We start from the raw sequence: 25815 nt of genomic DNA, 5'->3' as shown, positions 1-25815 counted from the left end.
GCCATTGCAAGGGAGAGCGGCTCGGCGTAGCCCGCATGGCTTATGGCTGATGCCGATCTTTCCGACGCCGTGACGTCACCTGCCGCCAAGGCGCAAAAGCCGATCTCGCGCGAGCGGATGGCACTGCTGTTTGCCGTTATGCTGACGACGGCGGCGGGCAACACTGCAATGCAGTCGGTCATGCCCTCGATCGGCACGGCGCTCGAGATCGACGACGTGTGGATCAGCCTTGCCTACAGCTGGTCGGCCCTCCTGTGGGTCGTGTGCGCGCCGTTCTGGGCGGATCGATCGGACCGCCGGGGCCGCAAGGCCATGATGGCGCTGGGCATGATCGGGTTCATCGTGTCGATGGCGCTATGCGGGCTGGCCCTGTGGTTCGGCCTGATCGGCCTGTTGAGCGGGACGGCAGCGCTCATGGCCTTTGCCGCCGCGCGCAGCCTCTACGGCGGGTTCGGCAGCGCGGCCCCTCCGGCCGTGCAGGCCTATGTCGCCAGCCGCACGCCGCGCGCAGAGCGGACACAGGCGCTGTCGCTGATTGCCTCCAGCTTCGGGCTGGGCACGGTCATCGGCCCTGCCCTGGCCCCGCTGATGGTCCTGCCCTTCGTGGGGCTGACCGGGCCTTTCATCATCTTCGCGCTGATCGGGGTGATCACGCTCATGGCGCTGCGGCTGAGGCTTCCGAATGACGAGCCCCAGTTCCCGGCGAGGGGCAGCGCCTATGACGCGCCCTATGCAGGCGCTTCGCATTCGGCGGATCTCGAGGAGGATGAGGACGAAGAAGAGGTCGAGCCGCACAAATTGCGCTGGTTCGAACCGCGCCTGCGCCCGTGGGTGACCGTGGGCCTCCTTGGCGGACACGCACAAGCGATGGTGCTCGGCATTGCGGGCTTCCTCGTGCTCGACCGGCTCGGCCTCAGGGACACGCCGGCGGAAGGCACGGGGCCGGTCGGCCTTGTCCTGATGGCCGGCGCCATCGCCACCCTGCTCGCACAATGGGGCCTAATCCCGCGCCTCAACCTCGGCCCGCGCGGGGCAACGCTGTCGGGCATTGCGGTCGCAGGCTTCGGCGTGGCCATGCTGGGCGTTGCCGACGACATCCACTCGATCGCGCTCAGCTTTGCCATCGCCTCGCTCGGCTTCGGGCTGTTCAGGCCGGGATCGACCTCGGGCACATCACTCGCCGTAACCCGCGCAGAGCAGGGCCAGGCGGGCGGCGTGACCGCCTCGGTAGCCGGTGCCAGCTACATTTATGCGCCCGCGCTCGGCGTATGGCTCTATGGCCATTCCGATTGGCTCGGCTTCGGCCTGATCGTCGCGCTGTGCGCGATCGTCTTTATCTACGGCTGGTTCAGCCTGCAGCGCGACAGCAAGCTGACACGCGAGCGCATCTAGAGAATTTCGAGGACCTTGTCCTGCGGGCGGCAAAGGCGAACGCCCTTGTCCGTTTCCACCAGCGGTCGTTCGATCAGGATCGGCTCTGCCGCCATCGCTTCCAGCACTGCTTCGTCAGAAGCGTCCGGCAGGCCGCGCTCTTCCGCATCGGTGCCGCGCTTGCGCAGGCCTTCGGCGGGAGAGATGCCTGCATCCTTGTAAAGCTGTGCAAGCTTGTCGGCGCTGGGCGGCGTCTTGAGATATTCGATCACCTCCACATCGACCCCGGACAGGTTCTCCAGGATCGCCAGCGTCTTGCGCGAGGTTCCGCATTTCGGGTTGTGCCAGATGGTCGCTTTCATGGGGATCTCCTGATGTGTTGGCGCTGCATCTAATCGTCTGTTGCGATCAGTGAAAGGCACGCTTGCGATTTTTTCATCGCCAATTCCGCGATTAGCGGTTGCTAATGCGAATAGGTCGCAATAGCAGTGCCTCCAGAAATTGAGAATCACTCGCAAGAACAGAAAGCTTTGCATGAAACCGACCACCCTGGCCCTGCTTGCCGCGACCACAGCACTCGCCACCCCGGCATTTGCAGCGGAAGAGGCGCAGCCCGAACGCGATTACCTGCCCACCGACATCGTCGTCACGGGCGATCGTGATGACGGCTATGACAATGCCGACGGATCCACGGCAACCAAGACGCCCACGCCGCTGATCGACGTGCCGCAGGCGGTTTCCTTCATCACCGAAGACCAGCTGGAAGACCAGTCGATCCGCCAGCTGAACGATGCGCTGCGCTATGTCCCGGGCATCAGCATGGAAACCGGCGAAGGCCACCGCGACGAAGTGTTCATCCGCGGCCAGGAAACCACTGCGGACTTCTACATCGACGGGCTGCGCGACGACGCACAGTATTACCGCTCGCTCTACAATATCGACCGCGTCGAGGTGCTGAAGGGCGCCAATGCGCTGATCTTCGGTCGCGGCGCAGGCGGCGGTGCGATCAACCGCGTGGCCAAGCGCGCAGAACTGGGCGATGCCTTCACCAGCGGCGAAGCTTCCGTCGATACCTTCGGTGCGTTCGCCCTGCTTGCCGACGTGAACCAGGCCGTGTCCAACGACGTCGCGCTGCGCATCAACGCGACCTACGAGGAATTCGACAACGATCGCGACTTCTACAACGGTCGCTTCATCGGCGTATCGCCGACAGTCACCGCAGCCCTCGGCGCGGACACGACGCTGATCGCCAGCTACACCTACGACAATGACGAGCGCGTCACCGACCGCGGCGTACCCTCGCTCGACAATCGTCCGTTGACCGGTTTCGACAGCACCTTCTTCGGCGATGCCGGGTTCAACCGCTCTGAAGTCGACGTGCATATCGGCCGCGTCCGCCTCGAACACGATTTCAACAGCGGCCTTACTGCCAATGCCACCGTCCAGTTCGCCGATTACGACAAGGTCTATTCCAACATCGTTCCCTCGGGCACCGATGGCGAGACCGTGACGCTTGGCGGCTATCTGGATGCGCAGCAGCGCACCAACTGGATCGGCCAGGCGAACCTCGTCTGGGAAGCGGACTTCGGCGACAACCTGTCCTCCACCCTGCTCTTCGGCATGGAGGCGGGCCGCCAGGATTCGGCCAACCAGCGCCAGACGGTTTCCTTCACCCGCGCGGTGGATGCGAGCGATCCCGACGCGCTGCAGCCGAACGAGACGCCGCTGACCGATGTCCTGTTCATTCCGCCGTTCCAGCTCAACCCCGTGTCCCGCTCGCGCGACAGCAATCTCGAAACGCTTTCCTTCTACATCCAGGAACAGCTCGAAATCGGCCAGTATCTCGAACTGGTGGCAGGCGTTCGCTGGGACCGCTTCGACCTCGAAACCGTGAACGTGCTGAATGGACAACCCGGCGACCGTGTCGACGAGAAGTTCAGCCCGCGCCTCGGCCTGATCGTGAAGCCGACGCCGGACCTGTCGCTCTATGCGTCCTATTCGGAAAGTTTCCTGCCGCAGGCCGGCGACCAGTTCTTCATCCTGTCGCAGGGTGATGCCCAGTTCGAGCCGGAGAAGTTCACCAATTACGAACTCGGCGCAAAGTGGGCGCCGCTCGACAAGGTCCTCCTGAGCGCAGCGATCTTCCGTCTCGAGCGGACCAACATCCAGGCTCCCTCGCCCACCGATCCGACGCTGACCGTCCTTGCTGGCGAGAGCCGCATCGAAGGCTTCGAATTCAGCGCGGTCGGCGAGATTGCCGATTTCTGGAAAGCCAATCTCGGTTACACCTATCTCGACGGCGAATTGCAGAACGACAATGCTTTCGGCGATGCCGGCCAGCGCCTGCAGCAATTGCCCAAGCACTCGATCAGTGCATGGAACCGCTTCGACGTGACCGAGCAGCTGGGCTTCGGCTTCGGCGTAATCCACCAGTCGGACCAGTTCGCAAGCTTCTCCAATACGGTGGTCCTGCCCAGCTACTGGCGCGTCGATGCCGCTGCGTATTACACCGTTAGCGACAGGCTGAGCGTGCAGCTCAACATCGAGAACCTGCTCGACGAGGATTATTATCCGAGCGCGCACGGCAACAACAACATCCAGCCGGCCGATCCCTTCAGCGCACGCATCGGCGTCCGCTTCGAGATCTAGGGCACTGGCTGCAGAGAGAGCGACTTTCCTACACGCGCACTATCGCGCAGAGTGAAAGTCGCTCTTTCTCGTGGTCGATCAAGCGTTTGCGGAACGAGGTGTCACCCTGTCCCGGGGCAGGGAAACGCAGGCTTTTCCGTTCTATTTCAATATTTTGAGATCACCGCGCAAAGGCGACACGGTGTCGCCTTTGTCACCTGTTTTCAGGCTCTGCTCGCCCGTTTTCTTCCGGGGGTGCGGCAAGCGCAGGCACTTCGCGCGCAGCGTCCTCGCTGCTGATGCCCGGCGCAGGTGCCGCGCTGATCCGTTCCTGCCTCCGCGCAACGCGCCCCGCTCGCTGGATGGCACTCACCAGTCGGGGATAGACGCCGCAGCGGCATAGGTTTGGCACCGCCGCCTTGATGTCGGCTTCCGACGCGCCGGGATTGCGGTTGATGAGGGCAGCCGCCGCCATGACGATGCCCGGCGTGCAGAACCCGCACTGGATTGCCTGCTCCGCCACCAGTGCCTGCTGCACGGGGTGCGAGCGGTCGCCGCTCAGCCCCTCGATGGTGGTGACGAAGCGTCCCTCCGCTTCGCCGATGGTCACCAGGCACGATCGCAGCGGTTCGCCGTCGATATGGACCATGCACGATCCGCAATCACCCGTGCCGCATCCGTATTTGGTGCCGGTGAGGTTGGCGGCGTCACGCAAGGCCCACAAGAGGGGCGTATCGTCGTCCATCAGGAATTCGACCGGACGGTCGTTCACAGTCATGCGTGACATGGGTGGCGGGACCTATCGGGCGTATTGTTCGAGATAGCCGCAACGATTGCAGCGCCAGCTCTCAATAGCGAGCAGGCTCTTCTTGTCGACCTTCAGCCCCCACCATCTCTTGTCCGGGGCGCCCTTGTGCCAGCCGGGCACGTGGTTTTCGCCATGGCCGCGATCGACCGTGACCCCCTCTTCCATCCGCCCGTCGCACTTCGGGCAGGTCTTTCCTGCCGCCATCAGCTCTGCCAGCTGTCGTCGATCTTGGACACGCGCCGCTTCCATGCCTCGAAATCGAGGACGCCTGCACCGCCCTGGCTGGCCATGACGGCAAGGTCGCGCTGGTGCACGTCGACGACCTCTTGCGAGATCACGTTGGCCTCGCCCTGCGAAAGGGTCGCGACCTGAATTTCACAGGCACGCTGGAGCGCCCACATCTTCACGAACATCCCGGGAATGGTCTTGTCCATCACCACCGGGCCATGGTTGCGCAGCATCAGGATCGAGTGGTTGCCGAGGTTCTCGACCAGGCGGTCACCCTCTTCGGCGCGCACGGTCACGCCCTCGAAGTCGTGATACCCGATCTGGCCCTGGAAATTGCAGGCGTAGAAATTGGTCGGAACCAGCCCGTCCTTGTGGCTGCACACCGCCATCGTCGCCGTGGTGTGGACATGGCAGATCGCCGTAGCTTTCTCGCCGAGGTGCTTGTGGAAGTGGGCGTGCTGGGTGAAGCCCGCCTTGTTCACCATGTATTGCGACTGGCCGACATTGTTGCCCTCGACATCGATCTTGACGAGGTTCGAGGCGGTCACTTCATCGTAGAGCAGGCCGAAGGGATTGATGAGGAACGTGTCATTCTCACCCGGCACGGCAACGGAGATGTGGTTGTAGATGCTCTCGCCCCAGCCGAGGTGGTCGAAGATGCGATAGCAGGCCGCCAGATCCTGCCGGACTTTCCATTCCGCTTCGCTGTATTCGAACTTGGGCTTCATCTGCGTGGCCATGGCGTGCTCTCCTTGGGTCTCTTATTGCAACCTCTATCGCATGGAGGGCACCTCGGGAGCAAGCTATGCTGCGCAATTGAGCGCTTCCCTTGCGCGTCCGGCCCCGCTAGCGCTGCCCGGTAATGAGCGAGACGGCCAAACTGACGCGCGGAAGTATTGTGGGCCATCTCGTCGGGCAGACGGCGCCGATGATCATCGGGGTGGCGGCGATCATGTCGGTCGGCCTCATCGATGCCTATTTCATCGGCCAGCTGGGATCGCAGGAACTCGCCGCGGTCAGCTTTATCTTCCCGATCACCATCGCGCTCTCCAGCCTCGGCGTCGGGGTGATGGTCGGGATCAATTCCGTGATCGCCCGCGCGCTGGGCGAAGGCGATGTCGAGCGGGCGGAACGGCGCGCCAATTTCGGCGCGATCTTCGCACTCGTCGTGGGCGTGGTGATGGGGTTGGCGCTGTTTCTGCTGCTGGACCCGCTTTTCCGGCTGATGCAGGCGAGCGATGCGCTGTTGCCGCTAATCCGTGCTTACATGCAGCCCTATTCGCTGGGGCTGCCGGTTTTGCTGCTCCAGATGGGCCTCAATGGAGTGCTGCGCGGACAGGGTGAAGCGCGCAAGACGAGCTACGTTTCGATTACCTACTCGGTCGCCAACTGGATCCTCGACCCGATCCTGATCACCGGGGCCTTCGGATTTGCCGGTTTCGGCATAGCAGGGGCCGCCTACGCCTCTATCGCCGGGTTCGCGATCGCGATCCTCGTCGCGCTCTACCTGATCAAAAGCGCGCAACTGCATATCAATCCGGCTTCGATCCGGCGCTGCAATGTCGGGGAGAGCAGCCGCGCGATCATCAGCGTTGCCGGACCCGCTGCCTTTTCCAATGCCATCAACCCGATCGGCCTTTCGGTCCTTACGGCCCTGCTCGCCAGCCAGGGCGAGGCCGCGGTTGCAGGCTTCGGTGCCGCAGGCAGGCTGCAGAGCTTTGCCACCGTACCCCTGCTCGCCCTTTCGGGATCCATCGGCGCGATCGTCGGGCAGAACTGGGGTGCGCGGCACCCGGACCGCTCCCGCGCCGCGATGCTCTATTCCGCAGGTTTCTGCGTAGTATACGGACTGGCGACGGCGATCCTGCTCTACTTCACGGGCGGCTGGTTCGCGCAATTCTTTACCGACGATCCTGCCGTGGTCGCCGAATTTGAAAGCTATCTGGAAATCGCGGTCTGGGGATATGCCGGCTTCGGCCTGCTGATCGTCGCCAACGGCGCGCTCAACGCCGTGGACCGCGCCGGGCTTGCCCTGACGCAGAGCGCAGCACGCGTCTTCCTCGTCATGCTGCCTTTCGGCTGGCTGCTGCGTTCCGCGCTTGGCGCCGAAGCCATCTACGGCGCGGAACTGGTCGCCAACATCGCTGGAGGCATCCTCGCATCCCTGATCGTCTGGCGTGTCCTGAGGAGCGGCCCCGAGACTTGAGGGCAATCCCAACCAAACGTTAACCATCATCGTCCATAGCGTCTGCGGAATATCAGGGGATCCGTTGACGTCATGGATGAGTTGCTGGCCGAATTCATCGCAGAAACACGCGAAATGCTCGAGCAGAGCGGGACGGAACTCGTCGCGTGGGAAGCCGATCCGTCCGACAGGGCGCGCATCGATACGATCTTCCGTTTCGTGCATACCGTCAAGGGTAATTGCGGCTTTTTCGATTTTCCCCTGCTGGAAAAACTGAGCCATGCAGCCGAGGATGCCCTTGCCGAATGCAGGGCCGGCCGCCGTGAAGCCGACCCGGCGCTGGTCACCGCCGTGCTCGCCATCATCGACCGGATCGGCAACCTTGCGGACCTGATCGAGGCTGGCGAAGAGCTGGTCGAGGACCAGAACGATGCGGCGCTGATTGCGGCTCTCGAAGCGGACGCCGCTATCGAGGTGCAGAGCGATGTCACCCCCGTTGCGCCGGCTGCGGATGAAGAGGACGGCGCGGCCCCAGTCGCTGCCAAGCGCAATGCGGTACAGCGTTCGATCCGCCTGCCGGTAGATTTGCTGGACGAAGTCATGAAGGGCGTTTCCGACATGGTGCTGGCGCGCAACGACCTTGCCCGCCGCCTGCGCGAAGCCGGTGAACAGCCGACGATCGATGGCCCTTTCGAGCGCCTCTCCGCCATCCTTGCCGATGTGCGCACGTCGATCACCCGGATGCGCATGCAGCGCCTCGAACACCTGTTTACCTCCCTCCCCCGCCTCGTCCGCGACCTGTCCAGCGAGCTCGGCAAGCAGGTCATGGTCGATTTCGAGGGCGGCGAGGTCGAGCTCGACCGCGAGATGATCGAGATGATCCGCGATCCGCTAACCCACATCATCCGTAACGCCATCGACCACGGCGTGGAAACACCGGCGGAGCGACTGAAGAAGGGCAAGCGCGAAATCGGCCTGCTTCGTTTCGCAGCGCGCCAATCGGGCAACCAGATCAGCCTGATCATTACCGATGATGGCGGCGGGATCGACACCGGGCGCCTGAGCCAGAAAGCTGTGGCGGCAGGGATATATTCCCAGGCCGAGATCGACAGCATGTCCCAGGCACAGAAGCACCAGCTCATCTTCGAGCCGGGCCTTTCCACTGCCGATGAGGTCAGCGCCGTATCGGGACGCGGCGTCGGCATGGATGTCGTCCGCGCGAACCTGGAGCGCGTGGGTGGGTCCATCACGGTTTCAAGCAAGCCTGGCGAAGGCACGAGCTTTCACCTCCACCTGCCCCTGACGCTTTCGATCATCGCGACGCTGACCGTTTCCAGCGGCGGTCAGAATTACGCGATCCCGCGCAATTACATCGAAGAGATCGTTTTCGGCAGCGCCAACAGCGTTGAGTTCGCACAGGCCGGTGCCCGCCGGCTGATTACATTCCGCGGCCGCCGCGTGCCCTGCCTTTCGCTCGCCGATGTACTCGGCACCGAAGACAACGAGCGATGCGAGTGGGAGACCAAGACCCTCGTGCTCGTTCGCCTCGCTAGCGACGACGTCTTCGCTCTCGCCGTAGACCGCGTACACGACCACGAGGACGTGGTGGTAAAGCCGATCGCTCCAGCGATCATGCAGACCAAGCTCTATGCCGGCACGACGCTTCTCGACGACGGCACCCCCATGATGCTGATCGACTTGCCCAGCATTGCGCAAATGCGCGGACTGGTCGGCGAAATGCGCTCCAAGCCTGCCTTGGTGGAAGAAACCTCCGACAAGCAGGTAAAGACGGCGGTTCCACTCATGCTGTTTGCCGGACTCGATGGCCGCCGCCGCGCGGTCAGGCTCGAGCTTGTGCGACGCATCGATACCGTATCGAGCGAGGCCTTCGACATCGACGGCACCCGCGCGCAAGCGGTCATTAACGGACGGATTCTGCCGCTCGCCGGTCTTGAGCATGGATCGCTGCCCGAAGGGCGCTGCCGCCTGCTTCGCCTGAGCGATGGCGAAAGCGAGGTCGTCTATGCGGTCTCCGAAGTGCTCGATGCAGCAGAGATGACCGGAGACCTGGTCGTCTCGGGCGACGATCCGACGATCGAGGGCGTCACCTTGATCGAGGGCAAGCCAGTGCCGCTCATCGATGGTCACACGCTGTTTTTCCATTACGCGACACCCAGGCCCATCGCCCATCCGCTCACCTGCCGGATTCCACGGGACAACGACTGGGCTCGCACCATTCTCGAACCCCTTGTCGAGGCGGCGGGATACCGCATTGCCGCCGAGGGCGATGATGAAGCGGATCTCGCCATCCACATGGCCGGGGATGTCGTCGACGCAGGGCAGGCACGGGAAACCATCCGCCTGCGCCCCGATCCCGAAGATGCAGGCGACGGGTCGATCTATCGCTACGACCGCGAAGGCCTGCTGGCAGAACTCAAGCGTGTGCGCACCGGGAGGGCAGCATGAACGACCTGTTATTGATGTGCACCATCGCGGGGCGCAACGCGGCGATCCCGGCATTGCGGGTGCAGACTGTGCTGGAAATAGACTCCATTACCCCGATCCCCGGCACGCCCGATTTCATTTGCGGGCTGACCCCCTTGCGCAGCCAGGCACTGACAGTGGTCGACTGCGCGCTGGCGCTGGGTTTCGACGAGCCATGCTCCTCTCCCGACCGCCGTGCCGCCGTGGTCGAGATCGATGGGCATCTCTACGCGCTGCTGGTCGATTCCGCGCAAGACGTATCCCAAGCCGAAAGCGATCTGGTCGCAATTCCGGGTGGGCTCGGCGACGGCTGGCAGCGTGCCGGCCTCGGCATGGTGGAGACCGAGAACGGTCCGGTCGTGCTGGTCGATATCGAAAAGATCATAGCGGGACCACCCGCGCTCGCTGCTTAAGCGATTGGTTACCGACTGTGTTTTTGATGCAGCTCGAAACTCAAGGGACGTAAACATGAAAAGCTGCCTCATCGTCGACGATTCACGGGTGATCCGGAAGGTTTCGCGCCATATTCTGGAGTCGCTGGAATTCTCCGTGGAAGAAGCCGAGAACGGCAAGGAAGGCCTCGACAAGTGTGCCGAAAGCATGCCCGATGTCATCCTGCTCGACTGGAACATGCCCGTGATGACCGGCATCGAATTCATCACCCAGCTGCGTCAGCGCGAGGGTGGCGACAAGCCGAAAGTCGTCTTCTGCACCACGGAAAATGATGTCGCTCACATCCGCGAAGCGATCAGCGCCGGCGCCGACGAATACGTCATGAAGCCGTTCGATCACGAAACACTGCAGATCAAGCTCCAGCTTGTCGGCATGGCCTGATCGGGAGCAGCACCAATGGTCGCCGCTTTGCGCCAGAGTACCGTCGAAAAACCTGCCGTCGAGGTCGATGACAAGCGCGTGAAAATCATGCTCGTCGACGATTCGCTGACCGTGCGAACCGTATTCTCGCGCATGCTTGCCAAGGAAGCGGACTTCAACGTCGTCGCTACCGCGAGCACTGCCGAGCGGGGGCTGGACGAACTCCGCTCCCAGGCGGTCGACGTGGTCATGCTCGACCTGGAGATGCCGGGCATGGGCGGCCTCGAAGCTCTGCCCAAGATGCTCGAGATTTCGCCCTCCACCAAGGTGCTGGTCATCTCCTCTCTCACGGCCGAGGGTGCCGAGCACACGGTCGAAGCACTTCGCATGGGCGCTGCGGACACCATGCTGAAACCGCGCCCGGGCGGCTTCGACGACGACTACCGCGACCAGTTGATGGACAAGATCCGGGCCCTCAAGGGCTTGTCCCCGGATGCTGTTAAACGCGCACGCCAGAAGCCGGTATCCCGGCGCGCAGGCAAGCAGCCGCAGGTCATCGCCATCGGCGCTTCGACCGGAGGGATCCACGCCCTCAACCTGTTCCTGCGCAAGCTTCCCAAGGATTTCGCACTGCCGGTGCTGATTACGCAGCATCTGCCGAGCAGCTTTATCCCGGTGTTCGCCCGTCAAATGGAGGTCGCTTCCGGACGCGAAGCGATCCTTGCCGACGAAGGTGTGCAGATCGAACGGAATAAGCTGATCATCGCGCCCGGCCACGGCCACATGGTCGTGCGTCGCAAGGGCACACGGTATGAGACTGGTCTTGCCTATCATCCGGTCAAGAGCGGCTGCACCCCATCGGTCGATCCGATGTTCGAAAGCCTTGCCGAAGCATACGACGGCGAAGTGACGGGTGTGCTGCTGTCCGGCATGGGCCGCGACGGAACCGAAGGGGCGGAGATCATCGTGAAAGCTGGCGGCTCGATCTACGCGCAGGATGCGCAGAGCTGTGCCGTCTGGGGCATGCCGCGCGCCGTCACGGAAATGGGCCTCGCTACTGCCTGCCTCCCGCCCGAGGAACTCGCGCAATCGATCCTCGACAAGGCAGGAGCGCAAGCATGGCGATAGACGATGCCTCCCATCGCATCATCGCCGACCTTCTTGCCTCCCGGACCGGGCAGCAACTGACCGAGAACCGCCGCTGGCGCGTATCCACTGCCCTTTCCGGCCTGTTCCGCGAAATCGGAATCGAGAATGTCGACCAGCTCGCCTGCATGCTCGAGCGACCGGGAGAATACCGGCTCGCGACGCGGGTCGTCGAAGCGCTTTTGAACAACGAAACCTACTTCTTCCGCGATCACGTCTACTTCAACACCCTGGCGAACACGGTACTGCCTGAACTGGCGGAAAAGCGTGCTTCCAGCCGCAAGCTGACGATCTGGTCGGCAGGCTGTTCGACCGGCCAGGAAGTCCTGAGCCTCGCCATGCTGTTCGCCGAGCAGGCAGGCCGGTGGCAGGACTGGACGATCGAGATCGTCGGCACGGACATCTCGGGCAAGGCCATCGAGCAGGCGCAAAGCGGCTTGTACTCGCAGTTCGAGATCCAGCGCGGCATTTCCGTAGCCCAGATGCTCAACTTCTTCAGCGAAGCGCAGGGCGGCTGGAAGGTCTGCGACAAGATCAAGGCGATGACCCGCTTCGAGCGCCAGAACATTCTCGATTTCCCGCCCAAACCGGGGAAATTCGACTTGGTGCTGTGCCGCAACGTCTTGCTGTACTTCGCTCCGGAAACGCGCAGGTCGGCCTTCGACAAGCTGGCCAGCGGGCTGACCTCGGACGGGTTCCTGATGTTGGGCGCAGGCGAGACCGTGGTCGGCCAGACGGATCGGTTCGAACCTTCGGGCCATGGCTCTGCACTTTACACCCCGAAAATGGGGCAGGCGACGACGCGCAAGTCCATCGAAAGCATCTTGCGTCCTGCCGCTGCCACCGGCTGAAAACCCGGCTCGGCCACCTGTTTTCCTCGCAGGGTAAACACCCGTTTTACCGTTCCTTAGGCATTGCGCTCTAAGTCTCGTGGACTTGATTTGAAGATAACGCTTATTCAGGGGGCGAACCGCGTGGTAAAGCTGAGTGACAAGACCAGTCACCGCACGCAATTCTTGCTGTTCGCACCGATGGTGGTGCTCGCCGGGATCGTGTGTGCAACCGCCGTCGGCGCGACGATGGCGATGTACAACTCGCTCGAGTACCTCCCCCTGGTCTTCCTCGCCGGTACCGCTGCCTATACGGTCGCGACCGCGGTCTTCGGGCTCATGGGCGCGCGCCACATGAAGAACCTTGAGACCCTCAGCAACACCGACAGCCTGACGCTCCTGCCCAATCGACGCGCACTGCACCTCGGCATCCAGCGCGAGATCCGTAACGAGCAGGAAGTCGCCTTGGCGATGATCGATCTCGACGGATTCAAGCTGCTCAACGATCACTACGGCCATTTCGTCGGCGATGCCGCGATCAAGGAAGTGGGACGCATCCTCGAAGAGGTTTGCGACGGCAATGCACAGGTTCATCGTCTCGGCGGCGACGAATATGCGATCATGATGTCGGGCAATCTCGCCGGCACGCTGCTCGAAGGCATCTGCCGCCGTATCATCGAACGCCTCGCTAAGCCGGTTGCCGTGGAAGACCGGCGCCTGACGCTTGGCGCCAGCATTGGCCTTGTACGCCGCATCCCGCGCGACAGCCTTACGTCCAGCGAACTGCTGCGCCGCGCCGACGTTGCCATGTACGCCTCCAAGCGTGGCGGCAAAATGCGCTGCACCTGGTTCTCCGAAGCATTCGACCAGAGCCGCGAACAGCTCAAGGAACTGGACGACGAGCTGCGTTTCGCCCTCGCCAACGAAGAATTCCGGCTCAACTACCAGCCGCTGGTGGACAGCCAGACGCGCAAGGTCGTCGCGGTAGAATGCCTGATGCGCTGGGAGCGTCCGGACGGCAAACGTGTCGGTCCGAACATCTTCATTCCAGTTGCCGAAGAATCGGGCCTCATCAATCCGATCGGCCTGTGGGTTCTTCGCAAGGCGTGTCAGGATGCCCTGGCCTGGGAGGACATAACTCTGTCGGTCAACATTTCGGCTGCGCAGCTGCGCAACCCCGAATTCCCGATCCAGCTCGGCCATATCCTTGAGGAAACCGGCTTCGATCCGGAGCGCCTGGAGCTCGAGATTACCGAGACTTGCCTTGTGCTCGACCCGATCGTGGCAGAACGCAGCCTGGCCGTCATCCGCGGCTTCGGCGTGCGCGTGGCGCTCGACGATTTCGGCACCGGCTATGCCTCGATCGGTTTCCTGCGCCAGTTCCGGTTCGAAAAGCTCAAGCTGGATCGCAGCCTTGTTGTCCAGGCAGGCGAAGACGATGCCAGCCGGGCCATGATGCTGTCGAGCATCACGGTCGCCCGCGCCATGCAGATGGGCGTCACTGCCGAAGGCGTGGAGACCGAAGAACAGGCCGACATGGTGCGCGCTGCAGGTTGCGACCAGATCCAGGGCTGGCTCTATTTCAAGGCCATGCCTGCCGAAGAAATCGAGCAGCACCTCGATCGGCCGATTGCGATCGCACCCGCTCCCGCGATCGAAGGCGGCAAGGCCAACGCAGCCTGACCAGGCTTAACGCGCGGTTTTGAAGAAAGACCGGCGCGACCAAATCCGCGTTTACCATATCTAAAGCCTGTCTGGTTACCACGAGATGTTCCGCAGAGGGGTAACCATGAACGCCATCAGCAATTTCGACAAAGATCTGTCCGACGAGATCGCGAGTGTCAGCCTTTCGAACGAGGCGCCGGAAGTGGAAGAGTACCGCTACTGGCTGGCGCGGTGGTTCAATTCGCAAAACCTCGCGAACAAGATGAAACTCGCCGTGCTTGCACCCATGATCGGCACTTTCCTGATCTCGGTGTTCGCCTACATCGGCTTTAGCAGCGATGACGCACAGCCCTTCATGAGCGGGTTGATCATCCTCGCCGCGGTTATCTGCCTCGTGCTGGGATATCTGGCGACCCGTCGCATGATCTTGGATACGATCCGTCCTCTGAAGGCGGTCTCCATCGGAATGAATGCCCTCGCCAAGGGCGATCGCAATATCTCCATTACCGGCACTATACGCCAGGACGAAATCGGCGATCTTGCCAGGTCCCTCGAAGTATTCCTCAAGTCGGGTCACAAGCTCGACGAGCTGTTCGCAGGCCGCAAGGAGGCCGCCGAACGCCGCAAGCGCGACATCGCGAAGTTGGCGGGATCGTTCGAACACGAAATCGGCGAAGTCGTCTCGGGCGTCGCGGCTGCTTCCAGCCAGCTTCACCGTACAGCCGAAGAAATGGCGGCCACGGCCGAACTGGCTGCGGTCAAGGCGTCGGAAGTCAGCGGCGCAATGGAGCAGGCGTCGAGCGGCGTCACGGCTGCCGCTGCTGCATCGGACGAATTTGCCATGTCGATCGGCGAAATCAGCCGCCAGGCGGCGCATTCTGCCGAATTGGCACGCAAGGCTGCCGATGATGCAGGCGATGCTGACCAGACGATCTCCGCCCTCGCCTCTTCGGCCGAACAGGTCGGCCAGATCGTGGAACTGATCCAGTCCATCGCGAAACGCACCAACCTGCTCGCGCTCAATGCGTCGATCGAGGCCGCGCGTGGCGGTGAAGCTGGCCGCGGGTTCGCCGTGGTTGCAAGCGAGGTCAAGGAACTGGCCACGCAGACCAGCCGCGCGACCGAGGAAGTCGCCGAGCAAATCCGCACCATGCAGAATTCCACCGGAGCAAGCGTGAATGCGCTGCGTTCGATCGGCGACCAGATCAAGCAGCTGGAGACGACTGCAATCTCCATCGCGAGTGCAGTCGACCAGCAATCGGTGGCCGGTCAGGACCTCGCCCGCAGCATCGACCTCGCCGCTCGCGGTACGGACGATGTGGCGACCCACATCGGTACGATGCGCGACACCAATCTGGCGACCGGGGCCTCGGCAAGCCAGGTACTCGCCTCGGCCAACGATCTCGAAGGTCAGGCCTCGACCCTGCGCAGCCGCGTCGACAGTTTCCTCGTCAACGTCCGCGCAGGCTGAAGACAGGTCGCGGGGCTACCCCGCGATCCTTCTCACTCCCACCAATATGGCATGCGCTTGGCGCTGCCAGTTTCAACCTCGTTCATGGTGCGCGCGTCGTAGAGACGGCCGCCCAGCATGACCTGGTCGATATTGTCCGAATTGCGGATATCTGCGGCGGGATCGTCGGTCAGGACCACCAGATCGGCGAGCTTGCCGACTTCGAGGCTGCCGACATCGCGCTCCATTCCCAGGGACCGGGCCGGTTCGATCGTCCCGGCACGCAGTGCCTCCACAGGGCTCATGCCGCCGCGTGCGAAGCTCCACAATTCCCAGTGCGCGGCAATGCCGGGCTGCTGGCCGTGAGCACCGATGCTGACCTTAACCCCGCGCTGAGCCAGCTTTCGGGCTTCGCGCGCCGAATTGTCATCCACGAAAGCCCATTCCGGAGCCTTCGTCCGACGTGCGGTGCTGGCAAGCAACAGCTTGGGCGGCGTGTGGACCAGAAGGGGGTTGTCGTAGACATCGGTTGCCTGGCGCCAATAGGGATCCCCGGCGAGACCGCCGTAAGTGACCGTGAGTGTCGGCGTGTAATTCGTGTCTGACTGCGCGAACATCTGCAGCACGTCCTCGTACATCACGTCGAGTGGAATATTATGCTCCAGCGTGGAGTTGCCGTCTGCGATCAGGTTCATGTCCATGCCGAACAGCGAACCGCCTTCAGCCACCACCAGCATGTTCTCCGCGCGCGCAGCGGCGGCAACCTGCTGGCGCTGTTCGCGGCGGGGCTGATTGTAGTTCTTCACCGACATACCGCCCTGTGCCTTGATCCGGCGGACATGGGCGAGCGCATCCTCATAGCTGTCGACGCGCGCATAAACGCTGGGCGCCTTGGCTCCGTAGATGATCTCGCCGGTCGAAAAGATGCGCGGGGCAAGCAGCGTTCCGGCCTGCTGACGTTCTGCCGCAGCGAAGATCATGCTGGCCGACGACGAGGGATCGTGGATCGTGGTCGTCCCCAGGGCCAGGTTCTGGACCAGCGACCAGTTCTGCTGCGGGATAAGGTCGCCCGTCCCCTGCGGCCCGTGCGCATGGGCATCGACAAGCCCCGGAATGATGGTCTTGCCGCTGGCGTCGATACGCCGGGCACCGTTCGGCACGCTGACCTGCGATGCAGGACCAATCGCGGCAATACGGTCGCCGTCGATGAGGATAGTCGCGTTCTCAATGGTTCCGGCACCATCGCCGGCCATGGTGTGCACGCGCGCTCCGGTGATGGCCACTAGGCCGCTCGACTTGTCGGCCGCGATCGTGCGCGCCATCGACGTACCGGTGTCCGGCGGCGAGAACTTGGGTGCGTCTTCGGCTTGCGGCGCGCCCGGTGTCAGCGCCGATGTGCTGGCCCTGTATAGCGTCGGCCCCATCGACCAGTGCAGGGTCGAGCCGTTCTCGGTCCAGCCGATATAATCCGCCCCGCCCGTGCTCACCTTGGTGACGGGAAGAGAACTGGCCTTCTCGCCCACTGTCACAGCCTGCCCGCCGGGAAGTAGCGGCATGGCAAAGACCTCGTAGTTCTGCCTGAAAGCCACGTAATCGCCGCGCGGGCTAACCCGGAAATCATTGGCCAGCTCGCCCTGCGCGTGGACGCGCCGGGCTTCGCCATCGAGATCGCTGGAGATCAGCTGCAATTTGCCGTCCGCGCTGGCGAGCATGAAGAGACGGTCGTCGTCGTCACCGAACTGCGGCGTCGAACCATTGCGGGTAACTAGTCGCGCATCACCCCCACCGGCAGCGACCACATAGACCCCTTCGTTTTCGGAGAAGTCGGGCGAGGTAAGATACCCGCCGCCGCGTTTCTCGAAGGCGATCGTGCGTCCGTCCGGCGAGAATTGCGGCACCGCGTAGTGTCCGCGCTGGCGGGTCACGGTGCGCTCGCCGCGACCACGGGAATCCACGGTGACGATCTGGCCAAGTCCTTCATCGCTCCAGCGCACGAAGGCGATGCGCGAACCGTCGCGCGACCACGTCGGCCACAGTTCCAGCGTATCCTCATTGCCGGACGTCAGGCGCTGCGGGGCGGCGTTGCCACCCACCGGCTTGGTGTAAAGCTTGCCAAGGCTCTCGAAGACGATGGTCCGCCCGTCGGGCGAGACGGTGGCGAAACGCGGGATCTTGGCGGTGAAGCTATCGGGTGCCACCTCGATGACGGGGTGCGGCGCAGCGGCCACGGCGCGCGTATCGTCGATGCGGAAGGGAATATCGCTCGCCCCCGAACCGTCGGCAGCGACGCGCCAGAGCTTGCCGCCCGCCCAGGTCACGATGGACGCGCTGTCGGGCGTCCAGTCCATCATCGGATAGACGCCGTAGACCGCCCAGGTCTCCTGCATGTCGAGATCGAGCTTGCCGTACACCATCCGCTCGCGGCCGCTGGCGATGTCCTTCACCCACAGCTGGGACTGGTCCTTGTCGCGGCGGACGAAAGCGATGCTCTTGCCATCGGGTGAAGGTGTCGGACGCACCGAACCGCCGAACCCGCCGACCGCAGTCGTCACTTCGCCCGTGTCGATGTCGTACCGTTCGACATTGAAGATGCCCTGCGTGCTGTCCTGCGCGTATTCGAAGATTGGTCCGCCAGTGACATTGCGGGTGTAGTAGATCGCATTGCCGTCAGGCGCGTAGATCGGTTCGCCCAGCTCTTTCTGCAGGGCCTCGCTGGCGCGCTTCACCAGCTGGACGCCGCCGCCGCCCGAGACGTAGTAGAGCCAGATTTCACCGGTGCCCAAGCTGCGCTGCGTGGTGAAATGTTTCTTCGCCACGATGTAGCGCCCGTCGGGTGACCAGCTTGGCTGGTTGATCAGGCGGAAGTCCTCTTTCGTGACCTGACGTTTGTCCGAACCGTCGCGGTTCATGATCCAGATGTTGTCGCCGCCCCCGCGGTCGGAGGTGAAGGCAATCCGGGAGCCGTCAGGAGAGAAGCGAGGCTGTACTTCCCATGCGAGGCCTTCTGCGATGCGGGTCGGAGTGCCGCCTGTAGTCGGCATTGTGTAGATATCGCCAAGCAGCGCAAATGCGAGCGTCCGGCCATCGGGCGAGACGTCGACATCGATCCACGTACCCTCGTCAGTGCGAATGGGTACTTCCTTCAGCACCGTCCCTGCAGGCGCCATAACGTCCCACTTTTCGGAACCGGTATCCTGACCCGCAATCGGCACGGTAGCCGGCGCTGCATCCACAACCTCGCAGCTACCGTCCGGCGGCAAAGCGTCCTGCGAGGCATCGACCTCTTGCTCCTCGACCGGATTGGGGCTCGGCTCGGAATCCTGCGCGTGGGCGGCAGTCGCGCAAAGGACAAGCGCGAGGGTGGAGGCAATACTCGATTTCATAACGGTCTCTCTCCCGGGAACAGGGGAGCGACTTAGACCGTGGGCGATGCGCTTTGCAAACGGACGTTCGACGAACGACCTGAATTCACGAAACGCTCGCTCGTTCGACGAGCTTGACCGGCACGCGCCTGACGCCTTGCTCTCCCTCGCCTGCCAGCGCGGTTTCGACGAGCAGTCTGCCCGCCTCGGCAAAATCCGGCTCGACAGTGGTCAATGGCGGATTGCTGAACTCCCCCGACCCGAGACCATCGAAGCCGACCACACCGACATCGGCAGGCACGTTGAGATCGCGCAAGGCCAGTTCCTCCAGCGCACCAAGTGCCATGGCATCACACGCGAAAAACAGGCCGTCGAAATCCGTACCGCTCTCGGTCAGGCGGATAATCGCATTGCGTCCTTGGGAAACGCGATCCGACCCGACCGAAACGAATGCCGGTCGCGCTTCGAGGCCCGCCGCTTTCATTCCGGCCTGATAACCCTCGAACCGTTCGCGGAACTGCTTTTGCGAAGAATTGGGGTCGCCGACGAAGACGATGTCCTTCGCACCGCCCTTGACCAGCCGTTCTACGGCGAGGCATCCGCCGGCCATATTGTCCGAACGGACCCAAACCGCATCATCGAAGGGAGAGCCCCAGAACGCGATGGAAGAACTTTCGTCCGCCACGCTGCGGAAATAGTCCCATGCCGGTCCGTTTGTGGCCGTACCGATCACGACCACGCCATCGGCCTGGCGCCGGGCGACATAGTGACCGAAGAACTCGTCTTCCTGCGCCTGGAACGATACCAGCGCCTCGTACCCGCGCTCGGCAGCCGCAGCGCAGGTGCTTCCAAGAAGGCTATAGTAGAACGGATTGATCGCCGCGGGACCCTGACCCTCGCGACCGATCACGACGATGGCGATGCTGCCGGTTTCGCCTTTGCGCAGGCCGGCAGCACGCATGTTGACGTGATAGCCCAATTCCGCGGCCGCCTGTTCGACCCTGCGGCGCGTCGCTTCGGTAATCGTTTCCGAACCCGACAGGGCCCGGCTGACCGTCGACTGGCTTACACCGGCTTTCTCCGCGACATCGATCGACGTCACACGGTGCGGCTTGTTTGTCGTCATACCTCTCGTTCGCTCCCTCGGCGCCCCTCTATAGCTAGTGGAAAGACGCGTCGAGTAAAGCCGCCCTGCCCTTGCACCATTTCCTGCCTCGTGGGATGAACAGGTCCGTATCCGGAAGGAGCCGAATGGAAAAAAGGCGCGAGGATCGACATTTTGTACGCGTTGCCGGTGCCTATCGGGAGCGTCAGGGGGGCTCTCGCGATGTCTGGATCAAGGATGTCTCAGAGACCGGCTGCCGGTTCTTCGACAAGTTTTCAGTGCTCAAGGTGGGCACGGAGGTATCGCTCAAACTTGGCAACATCGGCCCCCTGCACGCCCATATCCGGTGGCGCGAGGGCAGTCTCGTGGGCGCCGAGTTCGACCAGCCGCTTCATGAGGCCGTGCTCGGCCATATCGTCGCCTTCATGTCCCAGGACGAGGGCTGAGCGACACCTTCCCCCTGCGGTTTTGCAGCGCGACCTAGCCGCGCGCAGAGGCTGCACCATGACTGGCGATCTATCGTGAAGGCCCGGCAACGCATCTTGCGAGGGGCCGCCGCGAACTTCGGCTCGCTTGCCACACGGATCGCAGCACAATTCCTCACCCTGCCGATCCTTTTTGCAAGCTGGGAGGCAGAGCGCGTTGGCGCCTGGCTGCTGCTGTTTGCCCTGCCCGCCTATTTCGGTTTCGTCTCGGCAGGCTTTTCCGGTGCGGGCGGCACGGCGGCAGTGGCAGCGCATGAGAAAGGGGACGTGGCGCAGGCCAGGGCCCACTTCCGGTCATCCTGGATCATCGCTACGGCGGCCACCCTTGTTTTGGCAGCGCTCTTCCCCCTTGCGGTGGCGCATGCGGGGGACGCCGTCGCTGCTTTACAGTCAGTGCCGCCGGACACGCTGAAGCAGACACTGTTCGCTCTTGCGATCTATATCGTGGCCACCAGCCAGGTCGCGGCGCTCGAAATACCCTTTCGCGCGGTCGGTCGCTATGCCGACCACATCGCATTCAATTCCGCCAGTATCCTGGCCGAGATCGTGGTCATCGCGGTATCGGTCAGCCTGTCCGACGACATCGCAACCCTTGCGACGGCACTGGCAGCAACGCGTATTGCCGCCGCAATCTGGATCGCGGCACAGGCGCGCAGGACGGCGCCCGCAATGTTCCATGGTCCATCGAGCAGGCTCGGGAGTTCGACGAGGTCGCTGATGCTCCCTTCACTTGCCCTGATGCTGCTGCCCCTCGTGCACGGCCTCAACCTGCAGGGCTATGTGATGGTGATCGGCATATCGTCCGGCGCGATCCTCCTGGCCGGTTTCGTCGCCACCCGCACACTGACCCGGCTGCTCGATCTGTTCACCAGCTTCAGCTTTTCCATGCAGTTTTACGAAAGCACGCACCTCGATCCGGAAGACCTGGAAACGAGGAGACGCCTGCTGGCGGTCGTGACCATTCTGGCGGCGTGCATTGCGGTTGCTTTCTCTGCCGCCCTGCTCGTCTTCGGCGATCTGGCGCAGCGCATCTTCACCCGCGCGCAGGCGCCATTCGACCCGGAGGTTGCCTCGGTCCTCCTCCTTGCCGCCGGGCTGCGCGCACTGGCCGCTGCTCCCTTTGCAATGATAGCAGCAGCCAATCGTCACAGCACGACGGTCACGTGGTATTTCATCGCCTCGCTGGCAGGCCTGATCCTGGCTGCGAGCCTCGCCGACCGGGGCTTTGCCCTGCCATTGGTCCTGGCGCCGATCGTATTTGCCGAACTGTTCCAGCTCCTCCCTGCCTTCAGGGGTGCCTTGCGGATGTCCAACCTTGGCGCGGGCGAATTTGTCGCAAGTCTGTTCTCGCGCGATAGGATTGGCGATGTTGCCTGGGCCTTGAGGGAATTGCGGAGAAGTCGCTGAGCACCTTGCCGGGCAGCGCGCTCGGGGCCTACCCTGTCTCCTGCCGTGTACGACCTGCTGCTCCTCGCATCGTTTCTGACGTTCCTGGTGACGAGCGTCGTCTACCTGCGCCATCCATCGGCTTGCATCATGCATCCGGCGACCTTTTATCTGACCTTTCACGGCCTCGTCTTCGTGTTCAGGCCGATCGTCGCCCGCATCTACGACTTCAGCTTCGTGTACCGGGTGTACGATTTCCAGCCTTCGATGAGCGACAAGATCACCGTGATTCTGGCGACGAACCTCGCGATGATCGTATTCGTGGCCACCTCGCTCTATGTCGCCCCGAGATTGCCAGTCGCCCTGGAGCAGGATCGCTTCGAAAGCGCCCGCGCTGCAATGAAGCGCCCTATCCTGATGGTCTGCGCCATTTTTGCGCCGCTCGCCATCTGGTCGCAGCTGGGCAACTGGCAGCGCCAGGCCGACAATTACGGCTCGATGGTGCGCGACCTGTCCACCGGCGCGGCGATCAACACCGATGCGGTCGGCTGGTTCACCGATGCGGCGCTCATCCTTGCGCCGATAACCGTGCTCCTCGTCTGGCTCGCCCGGTATCGCTGGTGGAGCTGGGCATTTTTCGCAACCTTCGTGATCCTTCAGGGCGGTGGGGGCACGCGCGGACCGATCATCTACACGGCAATTGCAATCGGGATCCTGGCATTGCTGGAGTATCGCAGGCGCTGGGTCGATTGGCGCGCGGCAGCGCTCGCATTGCTGGCAATCCTGGCTTTCAACCAGATCGTTCTCGACCGGGGCGCATCCTTGCGCGGCCTTGCCGGGCAGGCCGGAGAGGCGGATTACGCGAACAATTTCGAGCTCAGCCCCTTCGAAGGCATGGATTTCGCAAATCTCGAGTATTTCGAGTACATTGTTTACGCGGTCCCGCAGCGTACCGGCACTTACGACTATTTCGCCAGCAACCTGCAGATTTTTACGGAACCCGTTCCGCGCGTCATCTGGAAGGACAAGCCGGTCGGGTCCCCCGTCCAGTTCTTCAGCCTGTGGGATTACGGCACTCCGATCGGAATGACCGGATCGCTGCCTGGCCAGGGCTGGATGGCGCTCGGCTATCCGGGTGTGGCGATCCAGGCGCTGGTATTCGCCCTGCTCTACTCCGCCGCATTCCTGCTGCTTCTTGGCGACAAGGCTACGCCCGCCCGGCAGATATTGTACGCCCTGATTGCCGCGACGGCGATCCACGTTTTCCGCGACGGGACGTTGGTCACGCTGGCCCGCCAGATGCCGTTCTACATCGGTCCCTTCGTGCTGGTCCTCGCCCTGAAGAGGGCCTTCACAACGCCAGTGCTGGACCGGACTGCGGACAGCCAGGCACCCGTGGCCGAATTTCTCGCGCAATCGCCCCGGGAAAGGCGGAGGATGCTCGCCGCACAATCCCGCCATGGCGAACAGACGCCGAAGCCGTAGCGCACGACAATCAAGTTGCTTTAAGCAACCGAGACTGGCGCTTCCTTTGATGATGGGTTAGCTTGTCTGTCATGGGAGACAGACCAATGAGCGACCGCGCCACTGATTTCGATGTTTTGATCGTAGGTGCCGGTATTTCCGGCATCGGCATGGCAGCGCACATGACGGCAAAATCGCCGAATCGCAGCTATGCGATTCTCGAACGGCGCGAAAATCTCGGCGGCACCTGGGACCTGTTCCGCTATCCCGGCATCCGCTCCGACAGCGATATGCACACGCTGGGCTTCGATTTCGAGCCGTGGAAGCACGAAAAGTCGATCGCCGACGGTCCGGCCATTCTCGACTATCTCGAGAAGATCGCCGACGAGCGCGGCATCCGCAAACACATCCGCTTCGGGCACAAGGTCATCGCGGCCGACTGGCGCGGTGCGGACGCGCGCTGGCACGTTACCGTCGAAGGCGAGGACGGGGAGCGCAAGCACCTGACAGCGAACTGGCTGTATCTCGGTTCCGGCTATTACGATTACGACGAGCCTTATGACCCGGGTTTCGACTTCGGCGAGTTCGAAGGCCAAGTGATCCACCCGCAATTCTGGCCCGAAGATCTCGACTATACCGGCAAGCAGGTCGTCGTGATCGGATCCGGGGCGACCGCCGTTACGATCGTGCCGTCGATGGCCGACAAGGCGGCCAAGGTCACCATGCTCCAGCGCACGCCGACGTGGATGTTCTCGCGACCTGCGAAAGACGCGCTCGCGAATTTCCTGCGCAAGGTCCTGCCCGAAGAGACCGCCTACCGCATCACGCGCTGGAAAAACATCAAGATGCAGGATTTCAGCTTCAAAATGGCGCGCAACAAGCCGCAGAAGGTGAAGGACGGCCTCCACAAACGCATTCGCAAATCCATGGGCAAGGATTACGACCTGACACCGTTCACCCCGCCCTACGATCCCTGGGACCAGCGCCTGTGCCTCGTCCCCGACGACGATCTTTTCGAAGCGCTGAAGAGCGGCAAGGCTGACGTGGTCACAGGTCACATCAAGGCCTTCGAAAAAGGAGGCGTGCGGTTGCAGGACGATACCTTCCTGCCCGCCGATATCGTCGTTACCGCGACCGGTCTCAAGCTGGCCGTGGCGGGCAAGATCGACCTGTCGCTCGAAGGCGAGAAGGTCGATCTGGCTGACCATTTCTACTACAAGGGCTGCATGTTCTCGAACGTGCCGAACCTTGCGGTAGTGTTCGGATATCTCAATGCCAGCTGGACCCTGCGTGCGGATATCAACTCTGACTACATCTGCCGCGTCCTGAACGAGATGGATGCGGTCGGCGTCGACGTGGCCGTGCCGGTACTCCCGGAGAACCACGATCTGGAGGAGGACGATATCTTCGACTTCTCCTCGGGCTACATCCAGCGCGGCAAGGCCATCATGCCGAAGAACGCGGTCGGCTATCCCTGGCGCCTCAACCAGGAATATGTGCAGGATCGTAAGCGGATGCGCGAAGAGCCGATCGACGACGGGATCCTCGCTTTCAGGCGCAAGGGTGCGAATTCCAAATCGCCCGATGAAACTCTCGAAGCTGCGGAGTAGCTTTCCGCAGCAAGCGACACTACGTCTGTCCGCATGACCAAACGCATTTACACCGCCGGGCTCGTCGTAATCGGGGACGAGATCCTTTCCGGACGTACGCACGACAAGAACATCGCCCAGGTGGCAAGCTGGCTGCAGGTCCAGAATATCAGGCTCGCCGAGGTGCGCGTGGTCCCCGATGTGATCGACACCATCGTCGGGGCGGTGAATGCCCTGCGCGAAAGCTATGATTACCTGTTCACGACCGGCGGCATCGGCCCGACACATGACGACATCACTGTCGATGCAGTTGCAAAGGCGCTGGGTGTCGATGTCGTCATCCACCCCGAAGCGCGCGCGATCCTCGAACGCTATTACGAAGACAAGGGCGGGCTGAACGAGGGCCGCCTGCGCATGGCGCGCGTGCCCGAGGGCGGGGAGCTGATCCCGAACAGGATGTCCGGTGCCCCCGGCATCAAGATCGGCAATCTGCACCTCATGGCGGGTGTCCCGCATATCACCGCAGGCATGCTCGACGCGCTAACCGGAACGCTCGAAGGCGGGGAGCCTTTGCTCAGCGAGACGGTCGGCGGCTTCATTCCCGAAAGCGAGATTTCCACCCAGCTGCGCGACGTGGAGAAGGCGCATTCCGAATGCCAGATCGGCAGCTATCCCTTTTTCCGCGAGGGCAAGGTCGGGTCCAATTTCGTCATCCGGTCAACCGATCGCGCCGCACTCGATGCCTGCATGGCCGAATTGTGCGAGCGCCTGACCGAAGAAGGCTTCGAATTTACCCCCGGCGGAATCTGATCTCCG

21 protein-coding genes are annotated in these 25815 nt (G+C 62.7%); 15 read left to right on the top strand and 6 right to left on the bottom strand.

The window, feature by feature from the left end; translation table 11 throughout:
* Window positions 1-42: 42 nt before the first annotated feature.
* Entirely contained in the window at window positions 43-1392 is a 1350-nt protein-coding gene (locus tag BM173_RS05190; RefSeq protein WP_090478013.1) for an MFS transporter, read from the top strand.
* Here BM173_RS05190 and arsC read toward each other — a convergent pair.
* Entirely contained in the window at window positions 1389-1733 is a 345-nt protein-coding gene (arsC, locus tag BM173_RS05185; protein ID WP_090478008.1) for an arsenate reductase (glutaredoxin), read from the bottom strand. The genes BM173_RS05190 and arsC overlap by 4 nt on opposite strands.
* 172 nt (window positions 1734-1905) lie before the next feature.
* On the opposite strand from arsC, the gene BM173_RS05180 reads away from it, so the two are divergent.
* Window positions 1906-4020, top strand: a complete 2115-nt coding sequence (locus BM173_RS05180; RefSeq protein WP_090478005.1) for a TonB-dependent receptor — start codon at window positions 1906-1908, stop codon at window positions 4018-4020.
* Between the two features lie 193 nt (window positions 4021-4213).
* On the opposite strand, the gene BM173_RS05175 is transcribed toward BM173_RS05180, so the two are convergent.
* From BM173_RS05175 to BM173_RS05165, 3 genes are read right to left on the bottom strand one after another with little or no spacing between them, the layout of a single operon-like run.
* Window positions 4214-4786: a (2Fe-2S)-binding protein gene (locus BM173_RS05175; RefSeq protein WP_090478002.1), complete on the bottom strand. Its 573-nt coding sequence runs from the start codon at window positions 4784-4786 to the stop codon at window positions 4214-4216.
* 12 nt (window positions 4787-4798) lie between these two features.
* Window positions 4799-5011: a hypothetical protein gene (locus BM173_RS05170; protein WP_090477999.1), complete on the bottom strand. Its 213-nt coding sequence runs from the start codon at window positions 5009-5011 to the stop codon at window positions 4799-4801.
* Window positions 5011-5775, bottom strand: a complete 765-nt coding sequence (locus tag BM173_RS05165) for a class II aldolase/adducin family protein (RefSeq protein WP_090477996.1) — start codon at window positions 5773-5775, stop codon at window positions 5011-5013. The genes BM173_RS05170 and BM173_RS05165 overlap by 1 nt, the downstream gene beginning before the upstream one ends.
* A gap of 122 nt (window positions 5776-5897) precedes the next feature.
* Here BM173_RS05165 and BM173_RS05160 point away from each other — a divergent pair, with 122 nt between their 5' ends.
* The 8 genes from BM173_RS05160 (at window position 5898) to BM173_RS05125 (ending at window position 15629) form a co-directional block, all read left to right on the top strand.
* Entirely contained in the window at window positions 5898-7241 is a 1344-nt protein-coding gene (locus tag BM173_RS05160) for an MATE family efflux transporter (protein WP_090477993.1), read from the top strand.
* Between the two features lie 72 nt (window positions 7242-7313).
* On the top strand, window positions 7314-9686 hold the full coding sequence (locus BM173_RS05155; protein WP_090477990.1) for a chemotaxis protein CheA: 2373 nt from the start codon (window positions 7314-7316) through the stop codon (window positions 9684-9686).
* On the top strand, window positions 9683-10117 hold the full coding sequence (locus BM173_RS05150; protein ID WP_090477987.1) for a chemotaxis protein CheW: 435 nt from the start codon (window positions 9683-9685) through the stop codon (window positions 10115-10117). Before BM173_RS05155 ends, BM173_RS05150 begins: the two co-directional genes overlap by 4 nt.
* 55 nt (window positions 10118-10172) lie before the next feature.
* Window positions 10173-10538, top strand: a complete 366-nt coding sequence (locus BM173_RS05145; protein WP_090477983.1) for a response regulator — start codon at window positions 10173-10175, stop codon at window positions 10536-10538.
* Between the two features lie 15 nt (window positions 10539-10553).
* Window positions 10554-11645 carry a chemotaxis-specific protein-glutamate methyltransferase CheB gene (gene cheB, locus BM173_RS05140; RefSeq protein WP_245755762.1) on the top strand — a complete coding sequence of 364 codons (1092 nt, stop codon included), beginning with the start codon at window positions 10554-10556 and terminating at the stop codon, window positions 11643-11645.
* The gene (locus tag BM173_RS05135; RefSeq protein ID WP_090477980.1) at window positions 11636-12514 is read left to right on the top strand and encodes a CheR family methyltransferase; all 879 of its coding nucleotides are present in this window, start codon (window positions 11636-11638) and stop codon (window positions 12512-12514) included. Before cheB ends, BM173_RS05135 begins: the two co-directional genes overlap by 10 nt.
* Window positions 12515-12637: 123 nt before the next feature.
* Complete coding sequence (locus BM173_RS05130) at window positions 12638-14176, top strand: putative bifunctional diguanylate cyclase/phosphodiesterase (RefSeq protein WP_245755761.1); 1539 nt, start codon at window positions 12638-12640, stop codon at window positions 14174-14176.
* Window positions 14177-14282: 106 nt separating this feature from the next.
* A complete protein-coding gene (locus BM173_RS05125) occupies window positions 14283-15629 on the top strand; it encodes a methyl-accepting chemotaxis protein (RefSeq protein ID WP_090477977.1) in 1347 nt (448 codons plus the stop codon).
* A gap of 32 nt (window positions 15630-15661) precedes the next feature.
* On the opposite strand, the gene BM173_RS05120 is transcribed toward BM173_RS05125, so the two are convergent.
* Entirely contained in the window at window positions 15662-18991 is a 3330-nt protein-coding gene (locus BM173_RS05120) for an amidohydrolase family protein (protein ID WP_090477974.1), read from the bottom strand.
* A gap of 85 nt (window positions 18992-19076) precedes the next feature.
* Window positions 19077-20096, bottom strand: coding sequence for a LacI family DNA-binding transcriptional regulator (locus BM173_RS05115; protein ID WP_090477971.1), 1020 nt, complete (start codon window positions 20094-20096; stop codon window positions 19077-19079).
* A 125-nt stretch (window positions 20097-20221) separates the two neighbouring features.
* Between BM173_RS05115 and BM173_RS05110 the strand changes: the two genes are divergently transcribed.
* The 5 genes from BM173_RS05110 to BM173_RS05090 all read left to right on the top strand — a co-directional run bounded on the left by BM173_RS05110 (window position 20222) and on the right by BM173_RS05090 (window position 25809).
* Window positions 20222-20521, top strand: a complete 300-nt coding sequence (locus BM173_RS05110; RefSeq protein ID WP_177201805.1) for a PilZ domain-containing protein — start codon at window positions 20222-20224, stop codon at window positions 20519-20521.
* A gap of 75 nt (window positions 20522-20596) precedes the next feature.
* Window positions 20597-21967 carry a hypothetical protein gene (locus tag BM173_RS05105; protein WP_090477967.1) on the top strand — a complete coding sequence of 457 codons (1371 nt, stop codon included), beginning with the start codon at window positions 20597-20599 and terminating at the stop codon, window positions 21965-21967.
* 45 nt (window positions 21968-22012) lie between these two features.
* Window positions 22013-23431 (top strand): oligosaccharide repeat unit polymerase, encoded by a 1419-nt coding sequence (locus BM173_RS05100; protein ID WP_090477964.1) that lies wholly within the window; start codon window positions 22013-22015, stop codon window positions 23429-23431.
* Between the two features lie 86 nt (window positions 23432-23517).
* Window positions 23518-25020: a flavin-containing monooxygenase gene (locus tag BM173_RS05095; protein WP_245755760.1), complete on the top strand. Its 1503-nt coding sequence runs from the start codon at window positions 23518-23520 to the stop codon at window positions 25018-25020.
* 33 nt (window positions 25021-25053) lie between these two features.
* A complete protein-coding gene (locus BM173_RS05090; RefSeq protein ID WP_090477960.1) occupies window positions 25054-25809 on the top strand; it encodes a competence/damage-inducible protein A in 756 nt (251 codons plus the stop codon).
* Window positions 25810-25815 lie beyond the last annotated feature (6 nt).

The organism is Qipengyuania nanhaisediminis, assembly GCF_900115585.1.
Classification (GTDB): domain Bacteria; phylum Pseudomonadota; class Alphaproteobacteria; order Sphingomonadales; family Sphingomonadaceae; genus Qipengyuania; species Qipengyuania nanhaisediminis.
This window is presented reverse-complemented; position numbering and strand designations above follow the sequence as displayed.